This is a genomic window from Brucella sp. HL-2 (assembly GCF_025846885.2).
Classification (GTDB): Bacteria; Pseudomonadota; Alphaproteobacteria; order Rhizobiales; family Rhizobiaceae; genus Brucella; species Brucella quorumnocens.
This window is the reverse complement of the sequence record NZ_JAOYTK010000028.1, coordinates 25,473-46,892: the sequence shown is the minus strand read 5'-3', so window position 1 is coordinate 46,892 and position 21,420 is coordinate 25,473. Positions and strand designations below refer to the sequence as shown.

Genomic DNA, 21,420 nt, shown 5'->3' with positions numbered 1-21,420 from the left:
ATGACATGAACAAGCATCCTGCAAACGCTCTTAAAGCTGCCCGTATTAAAGGCGGCGTCGCGACCGATCAGCGCCATGATTCCGCGCATAAGCATGTGACGGGTGAAGCGGTCTATATCGACGATATTCCAGAGCCTGAAGGGACGCTGCATATCGGCGTCGGCTTCTCGACTGTTGCGCACGCTAAAATCAATGCTGTTGATTTGTCCGCAGTGCGTGCGGCACCCGGTGTGGTCGACGTGCTGACTTATAAGGATGTGCCGGGCGAAAACGATGTCTCGCCATCGGGGATGCATGACGATCCGATCTTCGCGGTTGATAACGTTCAGTTCCACGGTCAGCCGATCTTTGCGGTTGTTGCCCGCACGCGCGATCAGGCGCGCCGCGCAGCCCGTCTTGCCAAGGTCGAATATGAAGAAATGCCGGGCCTGTTTTCGATTTCTGGTCTTGACGGTTACAAGGACAAGTTGGTCTTCACGCCACTGACGCTTAATCGGGGTGATGCCCGCAAGGCCATTGACGACGCGCCGCGTAAAGTCAAAGCGCGTATGCTTGTTGGTGGGCAGGATCACTTCTATCTCGAAGGTCAGGCTTCACTCGCCATCCCCGGCGAGGATGACGATGTAACGATCTATTGCTCAACGCAGGGGCCAAGCGAAACGCAGCATCTGGTTGCACATGCGCTGGGTGTGCCGAGCCATTCGGTGACGGTCGAAGTACGCCGTATGGGCGGCGGTTTCGGCGGTAAGGAAACGCAAGCCAATCAATGGGCAGCCATTGCTGCAATTGCTGCCAAGAAACATAAACGCGCCGTTAAAGTTCGTCTTGATCGTGATGAGGATATGACCTCAACCGGCAAGCGGCATGATTTTATGATCGATTATGAAGTCGGTTTCGACGATGAAGGCAACATTCTCGGTGTCGATTATCTTTTTGCTCTGAATGCGGGTTTCTCTGCCGATCTATCTGGCCCTGTTGGGGACCGTGCGCTGTTTCATTGCGACAATGCCTATTTCTTCCCGGCCGTTCATGCGCAGTCGGCACCGCTTTATACCAATACCGTATCCAACACGGCATTCCGTGGCTTCGGTGGCCCGCAAGGCATGGTGGGTGCCGAGCGCGTTATTGAGGAAGTGGCGTCTGCTGTTGGCAAAGACCCTCTCGAAATCCGCAAGCTCAATTTCTACGATGCCATGGGAACCGACGGTGCGCGCAATGTGACGCCCTATCACCAGAAGGTGGAAGACTGCATCATTCAGCGCATCGTTGCCGAGCTTGAGGAAAGCGCTGATTACGCGAAACGTCGTGAAGCAATCCGCGAGTTCAATGCGAAAAGCCGCTATGTGAAACGTGGCATGTCGCTGACGCCGGTGAAATTCGGTATTTCCTTCACCAAGACGGAATCTAATCAGGCTGGCGCGCTGGTGCATGTCTATAATGACGGCTCGGTGCATATGAACCACGGTGGCACCGAGATGGGGCAGGGGCTTCATCTCAAAGTAGCCCAAGTGGTGGCAGAAGAATTCCAGATTGACCTTGATCGTGTAAAGATCACTGCAACGACGACTGCGAAAGTGCCGAACACAGCTCCCACGGCAGCATCGTCCGGTGCTGATTTGAACGGTATGGCCGCGCAGGATGCGGCGCGTCAGATCAAGAAGCGGCTCATTCATTTTGCAGCGCAGCAACATCAGGTACCGGAAGATCAGGTCGTTTTCCTTCCCAACCGCATCCGCGTTGGTAATCAGGAAATCAGCTTCAATGATCTCGTGAAGCAAGCCTATATCGGCCGCGTTCAGTTATCAGCATCGGGTCATTACAAAACGCCGAAAATCCATTGGGATCGCGCAAAGGGTAAAGGCCACGCCTTCTATTATTACGCTTATGGTGCAGCCTGTTCGGAAGTTTCTGTCGATACACTGACTGGCGAATATGTGGTGGAGCGCACCGATATTCTTCACGATACGGGCCGTTCGCTGAACCGTGTCATTGATATTGGTCAGGTGGAAGGCGGCTTCGTGCAGGGCATGGGCTGGCTGACCACGGAAGAGCTTGTCTGGGACAATAAAGGGCGGTTGCGCACACATGCGCCATCGACCTACAAGATCCCATTGGCATCAGACCGTCCAAAGATTTTCAATGTTGCGCTGACGGACTGGTCGGAAGCTTACGAACCAACTATCCATCGCTCCAAAGCTGTGGGTGAGCCGCCGCTGCCGCATGGCATGTCGGTGCTCTATGCACTCTCGGATGCTGTTGCCAGCGTTGCCGATCACAAAATCAGTCCGCGCCTTGATGCGCCTGCCACGCCGGAGCGTGTGCTGATGGCCATCGAACGGCTGCGCAGTCAGAAGGGCTAATGCGATGCCGGGCGCGAGGGATGACATAAGAGCGTTTCTCAACAAGCGATCCGACAGCGTGCTGATCGAAGTCACCGATGTCAGAGGTTCCGCACCACGTGATGCGGGTGCATGGATGCTTGTCGCCCGTGGCATGATCTTCCGCACCATCGGTGGCGGGCAGCTCGAATATATGGCGATCGACCATGCGCGTAAAATCTTGCTGGGTGGGCGGGATTCATCGATGGACGTTCCACTTGGTCCCGAAATCGGCCAATGCTGCGGCGGTCGTGTCGGTTTAAGCTTCCGGCGCGTCAATCGCGGACTGGCTGAAGAGCTTATTGCTAAGGTCGATGCCGAAATCTCCACCCGTCCGCATGTCTATGTCTTTGGTGCCGGCCATGTAGGTGACGCCTTAGCCTATTCATTGTCGCTGACGCCGGTGCGGGTCATTCTGGTGGATACGCGCGAAGCGGAACTCATGGCCGTCGATGCGCCAGGGGTCGAGACATGTCTTGCCGCCTTGCCTGAGCAGGTGGTGCGTTCAGCACCGCCCGGCAGCGCCTTTATCGTGCTTACTCATGACCATGCGCTTGATTTCCTGATCGTGGCCGAGGCTTTGCAGCGTGGCGATGCCGTTTATGTCGGCATGATTGGCTCAAAGACCAAGAAAGCCACTTTCAAAACTTGGTTGAAACGTGAAATTGGTCGCGACGATTTATTCAATAATCTTATTTGCCCGGTCGGCGGAACAGTCGTGAAAGACAAACGACCGGAAGTCATTGCTGCTTTAGCCGCTGCGGAGATTCTGACCGCAGTTCTGGTTTCCAGCAAAGTCTTGCAGCCCGCCTAATTCAATTACAGCAGTTCCAGTTAAGACTGAATCGTTGGAACCGCTGCAACTGTTTGGTTTTACGCATTATACCAAGGCGGCTCAAGATGCTGACGCATCACGCCTTGAAAATGTTCAATCGCCACAAGGGCTTAACCAAAGTCCGATGAGTCGTACTCAATGAACTTTGGTATTATCCCACGCAAAACCGCTTCGCGCTTTTTGCTGGAATTGCTATAATCAGGCGGGCTTTCCTTTAGGCCAATGCCTCGCGGATCAGACGCTGGCAACGCTCTGTCATGAAATCAATGATCAGACGCACCTTCGGGTCCTGAAAACGCTTATGCGGATAGATTGCGGCCAGCTGGATAGACGCTGGTGGTGTGCTTGCAAGAATAGGAATCAGCCGACCATCGCGGAGATATTCTTTCACTTCGAACAGTGGCTTGTTGATAATTCCGCGTCCGCCAAGCGCCCATTGCGTCAATACGTCGCCATCGTCGGAGTCGTATGGGCCAGTGACTTCGAACTTCCGAAGACCTTCGGGTGTTTGCAACGACCAATAAAATTCCTTGGAACCGGGAAAGCGCAGGAGAAGGCAATCGTGTTGGTCGCCCAGAAGCTCTTCGGGTGATTGTGGAGTGCCGTGCTTTTCCAGATAGTCAGGGGCTGCGCAAATCACGCGTTCGCAGTTCAGAATACCGCGCATCCGCAGATTTGAATTTTCCAAAACACCCAATTTGAAAGCAACATCAACGCTTTCGCTCATGATGTCGATCTCATGGTCAGATAGTCGCAGGCGCACTTCAATGTCCGGATATTTGTCGTGAAACTCGGGAATTCCGGAAGCAATGAGCCTTCGACCGAGCCCCAAAGGTGCAGTAATGCGAATCGAACCCTTTGGATTTTTTGCCAGTTCAGCGACTGCTGCTTCGGCTTCATCCACCGCTTCGAGTATCTTCATCGCGCCGTCATAAAATATGCGGCCATGCTCTGTCGGGGTCAGTTTTCGTGTGGTTCTGTTGAAGAGCCGAACACCAAGATGCTTCTCCAACTCCTTGATTCGATTACTTGCAACGGCTGGCGAGGCGCGCTGGTCGCGACCTGCCGCCGACAAATTTCCCAATTCGACAACGCGCACAAAAACACGCAGATTATCAAGGTAAGACATGCGTACGTTCCACCATTGTATATATTTTTTTGAAAGTGATGGTCTTGATGCGACGTTCACACAGGCGCAAAGCTTTGGCAAATAATAAAGCAGGGAACTAAAGCGCATCCCGAAAAGTGTAAGACGGTTTTCGGCAAAGATGCGCGTAGAGAGAAAAGCGCATCCCGAAAAGTGTGAAGCGGGTTTCGGAAAAGATGCGCGTTAACGCAAAAAAGTAAAACGAGTAATGGGAGTGCCGGATGTATGATCTTGCCGTGGCCTGGGACTGGCTGGGCTTCGCAGTGCGGTGGCTACACGTCATCACCGCGATTGCGTGGATCGGCTCGTCTTTCTATTTCATCGCGCTGGACCTTGGCTTGCGCCAGCGTCCGGGCTTACCGGTCGGCGCTTATGGCGAAGAATGGCAGGTCCATGGTGGCGGTTTCTATCACATCCAGAAATATCTGGTTGCACCTGCCGAGATGCCTGAGCATCTGACATGGTTCAAATGGGAATCCTACGCCACATGGCTGTCAGGCTTCACTTTGCTCTGCATCGTCTATTATGCGGGCGCCGATCTTTATTTGGTCGATCCGAATGTGCTCGATGTCTCAGCACCGGTGGCAATCGCTATTTCGATCGCCTCGCTGGCTTTCGGCTGGATCGCCTATAACACCATCTGCAAGCTGATGCTCGGCAAGAGCGATACGCTCCTGATGGTCATTCTCTACTGTATTCTGGTGGTGATGGCCTGGGGTTATACGCATCTGTTCACCGGTCGTGCAGCCTTCCTGCATCTGGGTGCATTCACAGCGACGATCATGTCGGCCAACGTTTTCATGGTCATCATTCCGAACCAGAAAATCGTGGTCGCGGATCTGATCGCCGGTCGTAAGCCCGATCCGAAATATGGCAAGATCGCCAAGCAGCGTTCAACGCATAACAACTATCTGACGCTGCCGGTTCTGTTCCTGATGCTGTCGAACCATTATCCGCTGGCATTTGGCACCGAGTTCAACTGGATCATCGCCTCGCTGGTGTTCCTGATGGGCGTGACAATCCGCCATTGGTTCAACACGCAGCACGCCCGCAAGGGTAGCCCGACATGGACATGGCTGGTGACGGTTATCCTGTTCATCATCATCATGTGGCTGTCGACTGTACCGAAGATTCTGACGGGTGAACCAGAAGAACAGAAGGTTTCATCGCTGCAGCAGACTTTCATCTCGGACCCGCACTTTGGAAAAGTGCGGGATACCGTTCTGGGACGTTGTGCAATGTGCCATGCCAAGGAACCAGGTTGGGAAGGCATCATCGTGCCACCAAAAGGTGTGGTTCTTGAAACAGATAGGGATATCGCAGCCCACGCCCGCGAAATCTATTTGCAGGCTGGTCGATCCCATGCCATGCCGCCTGCCAATGTTACCGGCGTGAGCAATGAGGAGCGCAAGCTGCTCGCTTCCTGGTATGAATCCGCTACTGCTGGAGCAAAATAATAATGAGCAAACTTCTCATCCGTGGCCGCGTGCTGACCTTTCGTGACGAACCGCAAAGTCTGGATGACAGTCAATCCTATCGCTATATCGAAGATGGTGCTGTGCTTGTCGAAAATGGCCGCATCGCGCGTCTCGGAGATTATGCCGAGATAAGCGCTGAAGCAGGCAGCGACGTAAAGGTTGCCGATCATCGGCCACATCTCATCCTGCCCGGCTTCATCGATACGCATATCCATTATCCGCAGACGCAGGTTGTTGCGTCCTATGCCGCCAATCTTCTCGAATGGCTCAACACCTATACATTCGTGGCAGAGCAGAAATTTGCCGATGAGCAGCACGCGGAATTTATCGCAGAGCGCTTTCTGGACGAACTGATCCGTCACGGCACAACAACGGCTGTTGCCTATTGCTCGGTGCATCCGCAGAGCGTTGACGCCTATTTCCGTGCATCGCAGCATCGCAATATGCGTATGCTAGGCGGCAAGGTGATGATGGATCGCAATGCACCACCCGCACTTTGCGATACAGCACAATCAGGTTATGACGAGAGCAAGCAGCTGATCGCGCGCTGGCATGGCAAGGATCGCCTTGATTATGTAATTACGCCGCGTTTTGCGATCACCTCTACACCTGAACAGCTCGAATTGAGCGGGGCGCTTGCCCACGAACATCCCGAATGTTTTATTCAGACGCATTTGTCGGAAAACCATGACGAGATAGCATTCACCAAGACGCTCTATCCAGATTCGCCGGATTATCTCGGCATCTATGAGCATTATGGCTTGCTCGGCAGCAAGACGCTGCTCGGCCATTCCATCCATCTTGAAGAACGTGAAGTGCAGGTGATGGCGGAAGCCGGTGCGATTGCGGTTTTCTGCCCAACCTCGAACCTGTTTCTCGGCTCCGGCCTTTTCGACCGCGACCGCCTGAAAGCATCGGGCGTGCGCATGGCGGTCGCGACCGATGTCGGCGGCGGCACCAGCTTTTCGATGCTGCGCACCATGGACGAGGGCTACAAGATTCTGCAATTACGCGAGCAGCGCCTCAATCCGTTCCAGTCTTTTTACATGATGACGCTCGGCAATGCCCGCGCGCTGTCGATGGAAGATAAAATCGGTACGCTCGATGAGGGTACGGAAGCAGATATTGTGGTGCTGGATTCAGCAGCGACATCGCCTATGCGTCTTCGCATGGCAGCCGGTGCAACGCTTGAGCAGGAGTTGTTCCTGCTGCAAACGGTCGGTGATGACCGTGCGATTGTCGAGACCTATATTGCGGGAAAGCCGCTGAAGGCCGAACTCGCCTAAGAAATCTCTGGAGGAGGGAGAGGGAGGACCCGTAGCGGAGCAATCTGCTGCGGGTTTTTCTGTTTTTAAAGCCTACAGCATAATTCCTTAAACTTGAATCAGTTTAAGGAATTATGCTGTAAATATAAAGTGTTAGAGCGACATCTGTGCGCCCAAGAGGGCGCACGGCGCTCTATCCCGAAAAGTATGAAACGGTTTTCGGAAAAGATGCGTGCTCTAAAGCTCTTCTGGCCGCTTACCGCCCATGGTCCGGGTCAGTTCATCGGCTGTCGTGCGGATCATCGGCCCAAGTTCTTCCAGCTTTTTCTTAGGCAAACGCACGGCAGGCCCAGAAACGGAAATACCCGCAATTGCTTCTCCATACTCGTTGAAAATAGGCGCTGCGATGCAGCACATACCGAGCGTGTGTTCTTCATCATCAATCGACCAGCCGCGCGTGCGGGTTGCCTGAATGTCTTTTAGCAGGGCGGGGAGTGTGTCGAGCGTGCGCTGCGTGAAGTGCTCAAGCGTTCTGCCCGAAAGCGTTCGCGCAATCTCTGTATCCGACCATGTCGAAAGAACAGCCTTGCCGATGCCGGACGCATGGATCGGCCCCCGGCGCCCCGGACGGAAGAAAGCGCGCATCGGGGCATGACTTTCGATCTGCGAAATGAACACGACGTCGCCATCGTCTTCGACCCCGATATTGGCGGTTTCCCCACTCGATTCCATCAATTGCTTGAGATAAGGCCGCGCCAAAGTGCCAAGCTTGCGGAAGCGGCGAAAGGCATTGCCGATTTCAAATGCCTTGACGCCGATAGTCCAGTCGCCGCTTTCCGCATCATGCGAAACCATGCCGTGGTTTGCGAGTGAAGACAGAAGCCGATGCACCGTGGAAGGCGCCATGTGGCTTGCATCAGACAGATCGGTCAATGTCGAACCGTCATTCTCGGCAATCAGTGCCAGAAGCTTGAGGCTGCGATCCAGAACCTGAACGGATGAAGGTGCTGCGTTTTCCGCTGCCTTGCGGCCCCGCTTTGCTTTTACCTGTTCCATGAGCCGCCTCCGATTCCGTGTTCTTCTATCACTACCTTATCCCCATGACATCGGAAAGGGCGTGGGGGATTATCTCCATTTCGTTGAAAATCTTTATTTCCATATAATGGTATGCATTTCCATATTTTGACTGTAGCTTTTGTAAATGGATATATTTTCCGTAGGAGGAAGCCGTCATGGCCAGAATGCGTGCAGTCGATGCAGCCGTACTTGTGCTGGAGAAGGAAGGGATCAATTGCGCTTTTGGTGTGCCAGGCGCTGCGATCAACCCATTTTATTCGGCCATGAAGGCGCGGGGTTCTATCCGCCATATTCTTGCGCGCCACGTTGAAGGCGCTTCACACATGGCTGAAGGCTATACCCGTGCGAAGCACGGCAATATCGGCCTGTGCATCGGCACATCCGGCCCAGCTGGTACGGACATGATCACCGGCCTCTACTCGGCATCCGCCGATTCAATTCCAATCCTCTGCGTTACAGGCCAAGCACCCCGCGCACGCCTCGACAAAGAGGACTTCCAGGCAGTCGATATTGCCAAGATCGCAGCTCCCGTTACCAAATGGGCGGTTACGGTTATGGAGCCAGCACTGGTGCCTTTTGTTTTCCAGAAGGCATTTCATATTATGAAGTCGGGTCGTCCCGGACCGGTGCTGATCGATCTGCCGATCGATGTCCAGCTCGCTGAAATCGAGTTTGACATCGATACCTATCAGCCGATGGAAGCTTATAAACCAGCCGCAACGCGGGCACAGGCCGAAAAGGCGATTGCCATGCTCAACGAAGCGGAACGTCCGCTGATCGTTGCTGGCGGCGGCATCATCAATGCCGATGCTTCCGATCTTCTGGTCGAATTTGCTGAAATCACCGGCATTCCGGTCATCCCAACCCTGATGGGTTGGGGTGTTATTCCGGACGACCACCGTCTGATGGCGGGCATGTGCGGTCTTCAGACGTCGCACCGTTACGGCAATGCGAGCCTGCTTGCGTCCGATACTGTCATTGGCATCGGAAACCGCTGGGCAAACCGTCATACCGGCAATGTCGAGACCTATAAGAAGGATCGTAAGTTTATCCATGTCGATATCGAACCGACCCAGATCGGTCGTGTTTTTGCGCCGGATTTCGGTATAGTTTCAGATGCTGGCAAAGCTTTGAAGCAGTTGCTTGATGTGGCGACCGAGTGGAAATCCGCCGGCAAGCTGCGTGACTGGTCGGGTTGGGCAGAGGAATGTGCGACACGCAAACGGACCATGCTGCGTAAAACACATTTCGATCAGACACCGCTCAAGCCGCAGCGTGTTTATGAAGAGATGAACAAGGCCTTTGGCCGCGACACCTGTTACGTCACAACCATTGGTCTCAGTCAGATTGCTGGCGCACAGTTTCTGCATGTTTATCGTCCGCGCAACTGGATCAATTGTGGTCAGGCTGGCCCATTGGGCTGGACATTGCCTGCTGCTCTCGGCGTCCGTGCTGCTGATCCTGATCGTCCGATCGTTGCGCTTTCAGGCGACTATGATTTCCAGTTTATGATTGAGGAACTGGCGGTCGGTGCGCAACACAAGCTGCCGTACATTCATGTGGTCGTGAACAATTCCTATCTCGGCCTTATCCGTCAGGCGCAGCGCGGCTTCAATATGGATTTCGAAGTCAGTCTCGCCTTCGACAACATCAACGCATCGGGTGACGCAGAAAAGGGTTACGGCGTCGATCACGTGGCGGTTGCCGAAGGCCTCGGCTGCAAGGCGATCCGGGTGCGCAGTCCGAACCAGTTTGCCGAAAGTTTTGAGCAGGCAAAAGCGCTGATGAGCGAGCATCAGGTGCCAGTGGTACTCGAATTCATCCTCGAGCGCGTCACCAATATTTCCATGGGAGCGGATATCGATCAGGTCGTCGAGTTTGAAGAACTCGCCGAACGTGGCGAGGATGCGCCAACCGCGATTGCAGCGCTGCTAGATTAATTTCGAAGGAATGGATTATGCCAAGATTTGCAGCCAATCTCACCATGCTTTTTAATGAAGTGCCGTTTATGGAGCGCTTTGCGCTGGCGGCTCAAGCTGGTTTCACGGGGGTCGAATATCTCTTCCCCTATGACTTCAACCGGCATGAATTGAAAGCAGCACTTACTAAGCACAATCTGGCACAGGTGTTGCACAATTTGCCAGCCGGCAACTGGGGCGGTGGCGAACGTGGGATCGCAGTTCTGCCTGACCGAATTGACGAATTTCGCCGTGGTGTGGCGGACGCGATTGATTACGCGTCAACGCTTAACTGTTCGCAGGTGAATTGCCTCGCGGGTATTGCACCACAGGGCGCCGACCCTGATGTGCTACGCGCAACTTTCGTCAGCAATTTGCGGCTTGCCGCAAAGGAACTCGGCAAGCATGGTATTCGCCTGCTGATCGAACCGATCAATCACTATGATATTCCGGGATTTTACCTCAACACGGTCGAGCAGGCAGTTTCGATCATCGACGAGGTCGGCAGCAACAACCTGTTCATCCAGTATGATCTCTACCATCAGCAGCGCACGCGTGGTGAACTGATTGCCACCTATGAACGCTACAAGCCGCTGATTGCGCATGTTCAGCTTGCCGATAATCCGGGCCGTAACGAGCCGGGCACAGGCGAAATTAACTATCCATATGTGTTCGAAGCGCTGAAAGCCGCTGGTTACAAAGGCTGGATCGGTTGCGAATACAAGCCAAAGACCACCACGGAAGAGGGCTTGGGCTGGTTCAAACAATATGAAGCTGAACGGTTAAGTGCATAAGTTAGAATAGGGAGTAAGCGAAATGGCCAAAATCGGCTTCATCGGACTGGGGATCATGGGCAAGCCAATGGCGCAGCATTTGCAAAATGCAGGCCACCAGCTTTTTACCTCAAAGCACACGCAGCCTCCACATAAAGACTTGCTGGATGCAGGACTGACTGTTCTCGATACGCCCAAGGCAGTGGCTGCGGAATGTGAGACAATCATCCTCATGCTACCGGATACGCCGCAGGTCGCCGACGTTCTGTTTAGTGAGGATGGTGTTGCGGAAGGCTTGGGCAAGGGCAAGACGCTCATCGATATGAGCTCGATTTCGCCTATCGAAACCAAGGAATTCGCAAAGAAAGTCCGCGCAACTGGTGCCGAATATATCGATGCACCAGTGTCAGGCGGTGAAGTTGGAGCGAAAAACGCCAGCCTTTCCATCATGGCAGGCGGCGCACAGGCAAGTTTTGATGCAGCACTACCTTTGCTCAAATTGATGGGCAAAAACATCACGCTGGTCGGCGATTGCGGTGATGGTCAGACAACCAAAGTCGCTAATCAGATCATCGTTGCGCTCAATATAGAGGCCGTTGCCGAAGCGCTGGTGTTTGCCTCCAAAGCGGGTGCTGATCCGGCAAAGGTTCGCGAGGCTCTGATGGGTGGATTTGCCTCGTCGCGCATTCTGGAAGTGCATGGCGAACGCATGATCAAGCGCACATTTGATCCGGGTTTCCGCATTTCGCTGCACCAGAAGGATTTGAACCTGGCATTGCAGGGCGCGAAAGCTCTAGGCGTGTCGCTGCCGAATACGGCAATGGCGCAGGAATTGTTCAACTCCTGTGCAGCCCATGGCGATGACGGTCTGGATCATTCTGGGCTGGTGCGCGCATTGGAACGGATGGCAAATCACGACGTTGCCTAATTCAAGCGCCTGATTTCTCTGGAGGGGAGAACATGGAGCTGGCTGTCTGGAGGAGATGGCCGGCTCCATTGATTTTATAAGTTCGTTCAGAAATAGTCGGCCAAACAACAATAATATCGGGAATCTCATGACCGCCATCACCGATCCGAAGAAGTTTTTGACCAGTCTCTTTGATGCAGCGGTTGCTGCTGCTGACCCTGAACTGGTGATCCGCGCCAATCTGCCTGCAAAGCCCAAAGGCCGAACGATTGTGATTGGTGCAGGCAAAGGCTCGGCGCAGATGGCGGCTGCATTCGAGCGGGCATGGGCAGAGCGGCATGAGAATGAGGAAGCGCCGCTGGAAGGTGTTGTAGTTACGCGTTACGGCTATGGCACGTCCTGCAAAACTATTGAGATCATTGAGGCGTCGCATCCGGTTCCCGATGATGCCGGGCTTGCTGCTTCAAAACGACTGTTTGACGCGGTGTCGGGTCTCACCGAGGATGATCTTGTCGTCGCGCTCATTTCCGGTGGCGGTTCGGCATTGTTGCCATCGCCGCCTGAAGGTCTGACCTTGGAAGATGAGATCGCCGTCAATAAGTCGTTGCTGGCATCTGGTGCGCCGATTTCGGCAATGAATGCCGTGAGAAAACATCTTTCGACCATCAAGGGTGGAAGATTAGCTGCTTGCGCCCATCCGGCAAAAGTCTTTTCGCTGGTCGTTTCTGATATTCCCGGTGACAATCCTGCCTTTGTTGCGTCAGGCCCAACTGTGCCGGATAAAACCAGCCGCGACGAAGCGCTGAAAATCATCGAACGCTATAAGCTTGAACTGCCAGATGCTGTGCTCGCGCATATCAAAAGCGAGAAGGCTCATGCGCCAAAACCCGACGACAAAATCTTTGCCGACAATGAAGTACGGGTGATTGCGTCAGCAGCGGTTTCTCTGGAGGCCGCAGTCAAGGAAGCGGAGCGCCATGGCGTTGAGGCGGTGATCCTGTCCGATTCAATGGAAGGTGAGGCACGCGAAGTTGCTCATGTTCATGCGGCGATTGCGCGTGAAGTGGCTGATCGTGATCGTCCGTTTAAAAAGCCAGTGGTGATCCTGTCAGGTGGTGAAACGACCGTGACTATTCGTACGAAAGGCGGCAAAGGCGGGCGCAACAGCGAGTTTCTACTGTCCTTCGCGCTTGATATAGATAGCTATACGAATATTCACGCGCTGGCAGCGGATACCGATGGCATCGACGGTTCGGAAGATAATGCTGGAGCTTTTGCCGATGGCACAACGGTTTCGCGGCTGCAAAAGGCGGGTGAAGACGGGGCTGCGCGGCTTAACGCCAATGACGCATGGACGGCATTTGATGCGATTGATGATCTGTTCATGCCCGGTCCCACCGGAACGAACGTCAATGATCTGAGAGCGATTTTGATATTGGCTTAGTTTCGTCGTCGATAAGTATCCGGGTCGCAGCTCCGTCTAAGTCTTCATACTGGCCATTTTTCAATGACCATAAAAAACCGGCAAGGCCCAGAACACCAAGGCCCAGCGCGATGGGAATAAGGAAAAGAAGTCCGCTCATTTGTGCGCTTCCTTCAAAATGGCAGCAGGTGCGACAGTGGTTTGCACCGGCTGCTTTTGTTTTCCAGCCCGCAATCGCATGGCGTTGCTGACGACCACGATGGACGATAGCGACATCGATAATGCTGCTACCAATGGCGTCACATAGCCGAAAATTGCAATCGGCACAGCAATGATATTATAGCCTATGGACAGCGCAAAGTTTTGGCTGATCAGCTTGCCAGCTTCCTTCGATACAGCAAAAGCCAGCGGTACGGCGGAGAGGCTTTCGCGCAGGAATACGAAATCGGCAGCATTCCGGCCGATATCGGCAGCGGTTGCGGGAGCCATGGAAACATGGGCTGCAACAAGGGCTGGAGCATCATTAAGCCCGTCACCGACCATCAGAACTTTGCGACCATCGGCGGTGAGTTCCTGCACAAGTTGTGACTTGTCAGCAGGCAGAACTTCGCCGCGATAGGTATCGACACCAAGATAACCGGCAAGCTTTTGCACGGCGGGCTGTTTGTCGCCGGAAATTATTTCCAGCTTCAAACCATTGCGTTTTAGAGTGCCGATGGCAGCGGCTGCATCTTCGCGCGGTTGGTCTTCAAAGCGGAATGTTTCAACCAGCTTGCCGTCGATGGAAAGGCAGGTCTCTGGGCCGTCGGCAGCATCAGCATGCGCATTGCTGTCAGTCCATTCGCGCTTTCCGAGCCGGTAAACCGTGCCATTCAACGCTGCTTCAATGCCCGAACCGGGAATTTCCTCAATGCGTGTGAAAGCAGTCATTGGCTTTGCGCCAGAGAACAACGCCAGCGCTCGCGACAATGGATGACGCGAATAAAGCGACAGTTCAGCTGCAATTTCGAGGTGGTTCGGGTTGATCATATCGCGGTTAATGAGGCGCGGCTGACCAAGTGTCAGCGTTCCGGTCTTGTCGAATATGGCTGTATCGATCTCAGCCATCCGCTCCATTGCGGACCCGTCCTTGATCATGATGCCATTTTCAAACAGGCGACGCGCGGCAACCACCTGAACGATTGGCACGGCAAGTGCCAACGCACAGGGGCAAGTGATGATGAGCGTGCAGATCGCAATATAGATAGAGCGATACCAGTCGCCGCCGGTATAGATCATCCAGCCGACAAATGCCGCAAAGGCTATCGTATGCACCATCGGCACATAAAGCTCCGAGGCACGATCAGCGAGACGACGATAATAGGCGCGGCCTCCTTCTGCGACGTCCATCAGGCGCACCATCTCGGCAAGGAACGAATCCTTGGCTTCGGCAGTTGCGCGAATGACGAGTGGAGCGGAGAGGTTCATGGTGCCCGCACGAATATCCGAGCCGGGACCGACAGGCACTGCATCGCTTTCGCCCGATGCAATGGCGCAATCGAGTTCCGAGCGTCCGTCTTCCACCTTCGCGTCAACAGGAACGCGCTCTCCTGCTGCAAGGATGATCCGCATTCCGGGGCGGATTTCATTGACCGGCAGATAGTTGCGCTCGTCATTTTCGCCGATAACCACGGCACCACGCGGGCTTAACTGTGCAAGACCTCGCACAGCGGAGCGTGCGCGTGCGCGCATGAGATAATCGAGCGTGCGACCGATCAACAGGAAGAACAGCAGTGAAACCGAGGCATCGAAGTAGGCGTGTTGCCCATGGTTCATGGTCTCATAAACGCTCATGCCAAAGGCGAGCGAAATGGCGAGTGCAATCGGCACATCCATGTTCACACGTCGGGTACGCAAGGCGTTCCACGCAGAAACATAGAAAATCCGACCCGAATAAATCAATGTCGGCAGGGCGATAAGACCGGAAATCCAGTGAAACATATCGCGCGTTGCGGCATCTGCTCCCGACCAGACTGCAACAGACAACAGCATCACATTGCTGGATGCGAAGGCTGCAACCCCAAGCGCAATCAACAGCCGTGTGAAGGCCGGGTCCTTATCCTGAACCATATCGAAAATATGCGCCTCGTAGCCAAGGCGGCGTAGCGGATCGACGACATCAGGCGGTGTTTCGCCATCCTTCCAGCGAATGGTGACGCGGCGCGCTGTGAGATTAACGCGAACATATGCGACGCCCGGCAGCTTACCGAGCGCCTCTTCAATGGTCTTGATGCAAAGGCCGCAATGAACGCCGGGAACCGACAGATCAAGCTGACGCAGGCCGTCGCCCAGCGCACGACTTGCAACCAGCATTTCATCGGGCGAAACGGTCTGAATGACGGTGGCTATCTGAGCATTTTCAACGCAACAACTCATAAGATCCTCCCGTCCTTCACAAGAACGCGGATGATATGGCGATAGGGATCTTCAAGGCCATACTTTTCATTGGCATCGGCATTGACTTCCATGATCCATGCGCCTTCACCAAGCTCAAGCGGCGCGGTCAGCACACCCTCGTCATCCGTGCTGAGGGTGACTTTGGTGTCGTGCACATCGCCGACCGGGCGCTTGAATTCAACCGTGCCACCGGCCAAGGTAATGGCTTTGCCGTCGCCATCCGCGAGTTTCCAGCTGAACACACCTTCTGCGTAAGATGGCTGGGACTGCCAACCGAGTGCAGCTTGTTCCTTGCCGGTTTCGGCTTTGTCGTTGAACTCTTGGCTTGCGACATAGGTGTTTTTCACCACAAGCCCGCTCCAGCTACTGACTGCCTTGTAAGCCATGGTCATATTGACAGCGATGATGACGCCAAAAAAGGCAATCATGATGCCCAGCATGTGCCAACCGGTAAAAGTGCCTGACGTTTTTGATTTTACTGACATCATTTCTTCTCCGGTGCCATGAAAGTTGCTTTGTAGCGTGCGCTTTCGGAGCCGTCCGCGTCGCGCACTTCGATTTCATAGTCGGAGCGTGGCTCCGTAATTGCATCATGCGGCAGGGTCACGAAAACGCGCAGCGTCTTCAGCCGGTCGGGTTCTACCGGCACATCGTAATTGCCTTCCGCATCGATGTTTTCATCCTGAACAGTCAGCGTTGCACCCGGCAACCCTTCTATCGACAGACGGAAAGTGCGTGGAACGGGGATCATGTTGAGCAGCTTGACGGTATAACCGTTGCGGATTGAGCCATCGGACAGCAACACATATTGCGGCGTGCGGTCATGCAACACGTTAATGCCGATGCGCTGACGCATCGAAAGCGAGATAACGAGCGTGAGGCCGATCAGCGCCCAGACGATGAAGTAAAACAGGATGCGCGGACGCAGAACTTTTTTCAGCGACAGATGTTCAACCGCACTGGAAAACTTGTTTGGCGCTTCATAGACACGCGTTGGATCGATAGGAGCCGTGCCGTTATTGGTGGCGAGGTCCATATTCGAATTGTAGTCGGCAAGTGTTGCATAGGAGATCAGTCCGCGTTCCTTGCCGACCTTGTCCATCACAGAGTTGCAGGCATCAATGCAGAGTGCGCAGGTAATACATTCAAGCTGCTGCCCGTCGCGAATGTCGATACCCATCGGGCAGGCGGCAACGCAGGCATTACAATCGACGCAATCGCCAACGGTTTCGCCCGTAGCAATTGCTTTTTTGGAGTGACGTGAACGTGGTTCGCCGCGCCAGTCATTATAGGTGACGGTGAGAGAGTTCTCATCGAGCATGGCCGCCTGGATGCGTGGCCAAGGACACATATAAGTGCAGACCTGCTCACGCATCAGGCCGCCGAAAACATAGGTCGTGGCGGTGAGAATGGCGACGGTGAAATAGGCGACGGGTGCCGCTTTAGCCGTGACGAAATCCATAAGCAGAGTGGGGGCGTCGGCGAAATAGAAAATCCATGCGCCACCGGTCAGAATACCGATCAATATCCAGATGCCGTGCTTGGTTACTCGCTTCCAGACCTTGTCAAAGGTCCATGGAGCCTTGTCGAGTTTCATGCGGGCATTGCGGTCGCCTTCGATCGCACGCTCAACAACAAGATAGAGATCGACCCAGACAGTCTGCGGACAGGTGTAGCCACACCAAGCGCGCCCAGCCGCAGATGTCACCAGAAACAGACCGAGGCCCGCCATGATGAGCAGGCCCGCGACGTAATAGAATTCCTGCGGCCAGATTTCGATGAAGAAGAAATAGAAGCGGCGATTGGCAAGATCAATCAGCACCGCCTGATCGGGCGCATAGGGGCCGCGATCCCAGCGCAGCCACGGCGTCAGGTAATAGATCCCCAACGTAATGAACATGATGATCCATTTGAAGCGGCGGAACTCACCCTGCACACGCTTCGGAAATATCTTCACCCGCGCCGCATAAAGCGACTTCCCACTTTTAGGGAGGCGGGTCTTGGGGGAGTTGACTGCCTGAACGTCTATGCGTTCGACATCGTCTGACATTTGCCTTGCTCCTGAAGCGCGATGCCGGACAGACAGAAGCTGGCTTGCCGGTAGATCGTACTTGCAACAATTGAGAGCGGGGTGGTTATTCGCCGTCCGTTCCAATGCAGTGACATGAGCGCAGCCCCGATTTGCCGTTCAATTGGAGCTGCCCTTGTTTTCACTGGCCCCTTTTCGGGGCCAGTGGTCGTTAGAGCGGTTCCAATTAAGATTGAATCGTTGGAACCGCTCTAACTATTTGTTTTTACGCATTATCCTACGTAAAACCGCTAAGCACTTTTGCTGGAAATGCTTTATTCACCACCACCGAGCGAGTGGACGAAAATTGCGAGCTGCTTGACGGTTGCATCGCCGAGGCGTGTTTCCCAAGCAGGCATCACGCCATGTTTTGGACGCGCGACCTGACGCGCAATGGCGTCTTCGCCGGAGCCGTAGAACCAGATGGCGTCGGTAAGATTTGGTGCACCAAATTCACGCAGGCCCTTTGCATCCGCGCCGTGACAGACGGCACAGTTTTCAGCAAATACCTTTTGGCCTTCTGGAACCATAGCCGGATCATGTGGCGTGCCGGAAAGGCTGACCACGTAAGCTGCGACATCGCGTATCTGCGCGGGTTCGAGGACATCCGCAAAGCCCGGCATTTCCGAAACGCGTGTTTCACTATCGTCAGGCGAGCGCACTCCATGACGAATGGTCGTCAGGATGTCGTCGACCGAACCACCCCACAGCCAGTCATCATCATTGAGGTTTGGATAGCCGGGTGCGCCCTGTGCGCCTGAGCCGTGGCACTGCACGCAATTGACGCGGAACGCAGCCGCACCGCCCGCAATCGCATATTGGCGCAGGTTTTCATCGGCCAGAATCTCATGCACATCCTTGGCTTTGATCTGGTCGATAATGCCCTGACGACCAGCCGCAATCTCTGCGTTCTCTTTCCAGAAATCGCCGCGGCTCGACCAGCCGATCAGGCCCGCGGTTGAATTGGAAATCAGCGGCCATGCGGGATAGGCAATGACATAGGCAAGTGCCCAGACAATCGTTGCGTAAAAGGTCCAGAGCCACCAGCGTGGCATTGGATTGTCGAGTTCCCGAATGCCATCCCATTCGTGGCCGGTGGTCTCTACGCCACTGACTTCATCGATCTGTTTGTCAGTCATTTTTGTCGTCCTTGAATGGAATTTCCTTCGCTTCATCGGCTTTCTTTTTGCTTCCGGGGCGGAAGGCAAAGAGAATGACAAAGACGAAGAAGAGCGCCATGGCGAGCAGGCCCCAGCTATCGGCGAAAGTGCGTAGGGTATTGTAATCCATCGCTAAATCTCCGCTTTATCGCGCTTTGGGGGACTGGTCGTAGGTCGAGAAATCAACGAGCGTGCCGAGCATCTGGAGATAGGCGATGAGCGCGTCCATTTCGGAGATGACCTGCGGATTACCGTCAAAATCACCAACACGTGCCTTGGGATAACGCCCTTCGACACCAGAAGTATCGGCGTTCGGATCGGCTTGAGCCTTCAGGTCGGCGAGTGCATTGTCGACCATCTCGGGGGTGTAAGGCACACCGACTGCCACATTGGCCTTCAGGTTCGCAGCGATGTTGTTGGCATCGAGCGGACGATCTTTGAGGAAGGCGTAGCTTGGCATGACCGATTCCGGCACCACGTCACGCGGACGGATGAGGTGCTGCACGTGCCATTCGTTGGAGTAACGGCCACCGACGCGCGCAAGGTCGGGACCTGTACGCTTAGAGCCCCACTGGAATGAATGGTCATACATGGATTCCGCAGCCAGACTGTAATGGCCGTAGCGCTCCACTTCGTCACGGAACGGGCGGATCATCTGGCTGTGGCAGAGATAACAACCTTCACGCACATAGATGTCACGGCCCGCGAGTTCCAGCGGCGAATAGGGACGCATGCCCTCCACCTTCTCGATGGTATTTTCGAGATAGAACAGCGGCGCGATCTCAACGATGCCACCGACCGTTACCACGGCAAGCGAGGCAATCAGCAGCAAGGTCGCGTTTCTCTCCAGCTTGGAGTGTTTTTTCAGAATAGACATAAATCACACTCCTTATTCGGCTGGCTGCATTGGGGCGCCAGCAGCAGGCCGGGCACCGCCCATTGGCACTTCTTTGCGCAGGTTGCCGCGAATGGTCTGGTAGACATTCCATGCCATGACCAATCCACCGGCGAGGTAGAGCAGACCGCCTGCCGTACGGATGACGTAGTATGGGAACATTGCGAGCACGGTTTCGGCGAAGGAATAGACGAGGAAACCCTGATCGTCGTATTCGCGCCACATCAGACCCTGCTGGATACCGGCAACCCACATGGCAGCGGCGTAGAGCACGATGCCGAGTGTTGCGAGCCAGAAGTGCCAGTTGACCATGCGGATCGAATAGAGGCGTTCACGGTCCCACAGCTTGGGTGTGAGGTAGTAAACGGCAGCAAATGTGATCATGCCATTCCAGCCCAGCGCACCCGCATGAACGTGACCAATGGTCCAGTCGGTGTAGTGGGACAGCGAGTTGACTGCCTTGATCGACAGCATAGGACCTTCAAAGGTCGCCATGCCATAGAAGGCGATAGCTGCAACCATCAGACGGATGATCGGATCGGTACGAACCTTGTCCCATGCACCCGAAAGCGTCATCAGACCGTTGATCATGCCACCCCATGAAGGCATCCACAGCATGATCGAGAACACCATGCCGAGCGTCTGCGCCCAATCGGGAACAGCCGTGTAATGTAGATGGTGAGGGCCAGCCCAGATATAGAGGAAGATGATAGACCAGAAGTGAACGATCGACAGGCGATAGGAATAGACCGGACGGTTCGCCTGCTTTGGTACGAAATAGTACATCATCGCAAGGAATGGCACGGTCAGGAAGAACGCAACCGCGTTATGGCCGTACCACCATTGGGTCACGGCATCCTGAACGCCTGCGAAGGCCGAATAGCTCTTAACGCCTAAGAACGATACCGGGATCGCCAGATTGTTGATGATATGCAACATGGCAATGGTGATGATGAAGGACAGGTAGAACCAGTTTGCCACATAGATATGCGGCTCTTTGCGCTTCAACACGGTGCCGAGGAAGACAACGAGGTAGGCGACCCAGACGATGGTGAGCCAGATATCGACATACCATTCCGGTTCAGCATATTCGCGGCTCTGTGTGATACCGAGTAGGTAGCCGGTTGCAGCCATTACGATAAAGAGCTGATAGCCCCAGAATACGAACCAGGCCAAATCGCCACCAACGAGGCGTGCGCGACAGGTACGCTGCACGACATAGAAGGATGAGGCGATGAGTATGTTGCCGCCAAACGCAAAAACAACTGCTGATGTGTGCAGCGGACGCAGACGGCCAAAGTTCAGATAAGGTTCCAGATTGAGATCCGGAAAAGCGAGCTGGGCTGCGATAAGCACACCGACTAGAAAGCCAACAACGCCCCAGAATACGGTTGCGATGACACCATAGCGGATCGGTCCATCCATATAGGTGGACTGGTCAACCTTCTTTGGCGTCAGGCCGTAATCGGCATTCCGCATCAGCAAAATGGTGAAGATGGCAAGTGTAGCGAACAGAATCCACATATGGGTTCTGAACAACTCATCATGAGAAAATCCGGCCAGAAGCACGGCAAAAAGTGCTCCCAGACCAGAAAGGACTGTTCCAGCGGCGTAGTTCAT

General features: G+C 54.4%; 18 protein-coding genes. 8 read left to right on the top strand and 10 right to left on the bottom strand.

All coding sequences use genetic code 11. The features are described 5' to 3' along the window. Nucleotides 1-5: 5 nt before the first annotated feature. Both xdhB and xdhC read left to right on the top strand, forming a co-directional pair. Nucleotides 6-2,360 (top strand): xanthine dehydrogenase molybdopterin binding subunit, encoded by a 2,355-nt coding sequence (gene xdhB / locus OIV19_RS20055; protein WP_264233305.1) that lies wholly within the window; start codon nt 6-8, stop codon nt 2,358-2,360. A gap of 4 nt (nt 2,361-2,364) precedes the next feature. Continuing rightward, entirely contained in the window at nt 2,365-3,192 is an 828-nt protein-coding gene (gene xdhC / locus OIV19_RS20050; protein WP_264233304.1) for a xanthine dehydrogenase accessory protein XdhC, read from the top strand. Between the two features lie 235 nt (nt 3,193-3,427). On the opposite strand, the gene OIV19_RS20045 is transcribed toward xdhC, so the two are convergent. Further along, nucleotides 3,428-4,342, bottom strand: a complete 915-nt coding sequence (locus tag OIV19_RS20045) for a LysR family transcriptional regulator (protein ID WP_095446077.1) — start codon at nt 4,340-4,342, stop codon at nt 3,428-3,430. Nucleotides 4,343-4,581: 239 nt separating this feature from the next. Here OIV19_RS20045 and OIV19_RS20040 point away from each other — a divergent pair, with 239 nt between their 5' ends. Beyond that, nucleotides 4,582-5,817: a urate hydroxylase PuuD gene (locus tag OIV19_RS20040; RefSeq protein ID WP_095446078.1), complete on the top strand. Its 1,236-nt coding sequence runs from the start codon at nt 4,582-4,584 to the stop codon at nt 5,815-5,817. Between the two features lie 2 nt (nt 5,818-5,819). Next, nucleotides 5,820-7,124, top strand: coding sequence for a guanine deaminase (gene guaD / locus OIV19_RS20035; RefSeq protein ID WP_264233300.1), 1,305 nt, complete (start codon nt 5,820-5,822; stop codon nt 7,122-7,124). A 216-nt stretch (nt 7,125-7,340) separates the two neighbouring features. Here guaD and OIV19_RS20030 read toward each other — a convergent pair whose 3' ends face one another. Next, complete coding sequence (locus OIV19_RS20030; protein WP_095446080.1) at nt 7,341-8,159, bottom strand: IclR family transcriptional regulator; 819 nt, start codon at nt 8,157-8,159, stop codon at nt 7,341-7,343. A 176-nt stretch (nt 8,160-8,335) separates the two neighbouring features. Here OIV19_RS20030 and gcl point away from each other — a divergent pair, with 176 nt between their 5' ends. The 4 genes from gcl (at nt 8,336) to OIV19_RS20010 (ending at nt 13,262) form a co-directional block, all read left to right on the top strand. Then, nucleotides 8,336-10,120 (top strand): glyoxylate carboligase, encoded by a 1,785-nt coding sequence (gene gcl, locus OIV19_RS20025; RefSeq protein ID WP_095446081.1) that lies wholly within the window; start codon nt 8,336-8,338, stop codon nt 10,118-10,120. Between the two features lie 17 nt (nt 10,121-10,137). Continuing rightward, entirely contained in the window at nt 10,138-10,932 is a 795-nt protein-coding gene (hyi, locus tag OIV19_RS20020; protein WP_095446082.1) for a hydroxypyruvate isomerase, read from the top strand. A 22-nt stretch (nt 10,933-10,954) separates the two neighbouring features. Beyond that, entirely contained in the window at nt 10,955-11,839 is an 885-nt protein-coding gene (locus OIV19_RS20015) for a 2-hydroxy-3-oxopropionate reductase (RefSeq protein WP_095446083.1), read from the top strand. A 127-nt stretch (nt 11,840-11,966) separates the two neighbouring features. Continuing rightward, nucleotides 11,967-13,262, top strand: a complete 1,296-nt coding sequence (locus OIV19_RS20010; RefSeq protein WP_264233295.1) for a glycerate kinase type-2 family protein — start codon at nt 11,967-11,969, stop codon at nt 13,260-13,262. On the opposite strand, the gene ccoS is transcribed toward OIV19_RS20010, so the two are convergent. The 8 genes from ccoS to ccoN all read right to left on the bottom strand — a co-directional run bounded on the left by ccoS (nt 13,228) and on the right by ccoN (nt 21,420). Beyond that, nucleotides 13,228-13,401 (bottom strand): cbb3-type cytochrome oxidase assembly protein CcoS, encoded by a 174-nt coding sequence (ccoS, locus tag OIV19_RS20005; protein ID WP_095446084.1) that lies wholly within the window; start codon nt 13,399-13,401, stop codon nt 13,228-13,230. The two genes, OIV19_RS20010 and ccoS, sit on opposite strands and share 35 nt — an antisense overlap. Then, a complete protein-coding gene (locus OIV19_RS20000) occupies nt 13,398-15,656 on the bottom strand; it encodes a cation-translocating P-type ATPase (protein WP_264233293.1) in 2,259 nt (752 codons plus the stop codon). Before OIV19_RS20000 ends, ccoS begins: the two co-directional genes overlap by 4 nt. Beyond that, entirely contained in the window at nt 15,653-16,162 is a 510-nt protein-coding gene (locus tag OIV19_RS19995) for a FixH family protein (protein WP_264233313.1), read from the bottom strand. The genes OIV19_RS20000 and OIV19_RS19995 overlap by 4 nt, the downstream gene beginning before the upstream one ends. Continuing rightward, on the bottom strand, nt 16,162-17,727 hold the full coding sequence (ccoG, locus tag OIV19_RS19990) for a cytochrome c oxidase accessory protein CcoG (protein ID WP_151096067.1): 1,566 nt from the start codon (nt 17,725-17,727) through the stop codon (nt 16,162-16,164). The genes OIV19_RS19995 and ccoG overlap by 1 nt, the downstream gene beginning before the upstream one ends. Before the next feature lie 293 nt (nt 17,728-18,020). Continuing rightward, complete coding sequence (ccoP, locus tag OIV19_RS19985; RefSeq protein WP_095446089.1) at nt 18,021-18,884, bottom strand: cytochrome-c oxidase, cbb3-type subunit III; 864 nt, start codon at nt 18,882-18,884, stop codon at nt 18,021-18,023. Next, complete coding sequence (locus tag OIV19_RS19980) at nt 18,877-19,035, bottom strand: CcoQ/FixQ family Cbb3-type cytochrome c oxidase assembly chaperone (RefSeq protein WP_024896091.1); 159 nt, start codon at nt 19,033-19,035, stop codon at nt 18,877-18,879. Before OIV19_RS19980 ends, ccoP begins: the two co-directional genes overlap by 8 nt. A gap of 15 nt (nt 19,036-19,050) precedes the next feature. After that, on the bottom strand, nt 19,051-19,782 hold the full coding sequence (ccoO, locus tag OIV19_RS19975) for a cytochrome-c oxidase, cbb3-type subunit II (protein ID WP_095446090.1): 732 nt from the start codon (nt 19,780-19,782) through the stop codon (nt 19,051-19,053). Between the two features lie 12 nt (nt 19,783-19,794). Further along, entirely contained in the window at nt 19,795-21,420 is a 1,626-nt protein-coding gene (ccoN, locus tag OIV19_RS19970) for a cytochrome-c oxidase, cbb3-type subunit I (RefSeq protein ID WP_095446091.1), read from the bottom strand.

What these genes read in the sequence shown, in the direction of transcription:
- ccoG (WP_151096067.1), bottom strand. Translation starts at nt 17,727, where the DNA reads ATGTCAGACGATGTCGAACGCATAGACGTTCAGGCAGTCAACTCCCCC.
- ccoN (WP_095446091.1), bottom strand. Translation starts at nt 21,420, where the DNA reads ATGAACTACGCCGCTGGAACAGTCCTTTCTGGTCTGGGAGCACTTTTT.
- ccoO (WP_095446090.1), bottom strand. Translation starts at nt 19,782, where the DNA reads ATGTCTATTCTGAAAAAACACTCCAAGCTGGAGAGAAACGCGACCTTG.
- OIV19_RS20015 (WP_095446083.1), top strand. Translation starts at nt 10,955, where the DNA reads ATGGCCAAAATCGGCTTCATCGGACTGGGGATCATGGGCAAGCCAATG.
- OIV19_RS20010 (WP_264233295.1), top strand. Translation starts at nt 11,967, where the DNA reads ATGACCGCCATCACCGATCCGAAGAAGTTTTTGACCAGTCTCTTTGAT.
- OIV19_RS20040 (WP_095446078.1), top strand. Translation starts at nt 4,582, where the DNA reads ATGTATGATCTTGCCGTGGCCTGGGACTGGCTGGGCTTCGCAGTGCGG.
- OIV19_RS20045 (WP_095446077.1), bottom strand. Translation starts at nt 4,342, where the DNA reads ATGTCTTACCTTGATAATCTGCGTGTTTTTGTGCGCGTTGTCGAATTG.
- OIV19_RS19980 (WP_024896091.1), bottom strand. Translation starts at nt 19,035, where the DNA reads ATGGATTACAATACCCTACGCACTTTCGCCGATAGCTGGGGCCTGCTC.
- xdhB (WP_264233305.1), top strand. Translation starts at nt 6, where the DNA reads ATGAACAAGCATCCTGCAAACGCTCTTAAAGCTGCCCGTATTAAAGGC.
- OIV19_RS20000 (WP_264233293.1), bottom strand. Translation starts at nt 15,656, where the DNA reads ATGAGTTGTTGCGTTGAAAATGCTCAGATAGCCACCGTCATTCAGACC.
- xdhC (WP_264233304.1), top strand. Translation starts at nt 2,365, where the DNA reads ATGCCGGGCGCGAGGGATGACATAAGAGCGTTTCTCAACAAGCGATCC.
- gcl (WP_095446081.1), top strand. Translation starts at nt 8,336, where the DNA reads ATGGCCAGAATGCGTGCAGTCGATGCAGCCGTACTTGTGCTGGAGAAG.
- hyi (WP_095446082.1), top strand. Translation starts at nt 10,138, where the DNA reads ATGCCAAGATTTGCAGCCAATCTCACCATGCTTTTTAATGAAGTGCCG.
- OIV19_RS20030 (WP_095446080.1), bottom strand. Translation starts at nt 8,159, where the DNA reads ATGGAACAGGTAAAAGCAAAGCGGGGCCGCAAGGCAGCGGAAAACGCA.
- ccoS (WP_095446084.1), bottom strand. Translation starts at nt 13,401, where the DNA reads ATGAGCGGACTTCTTTTCCTTATTCCCATCGCGCTGGGCCTTGGTGTT.
- ccoP (WP_095446089.1), bottom strand. Translation starts at nt 18,884, where the DNA reads ATGACTGACAAACAGATCGATGAAGTCAGTGGCGTAGAGACCACCGGC.
- guaD (WP_264233300.1), top strand. Translation starts at nt 5,820, where the DNA reads ATGAGCAAACTTCTCATCCGTGGCCGCGTGCTGACCTTTCGTGACGAA.
- OIV19_RS19995 (WP_264233313.1), bottom strand. Translation starts at nt 16,162, where the DNA reads ATGTCAGTAAAATCAAAAACGTCAGGCACTTTTACCGGTTGGCACATG.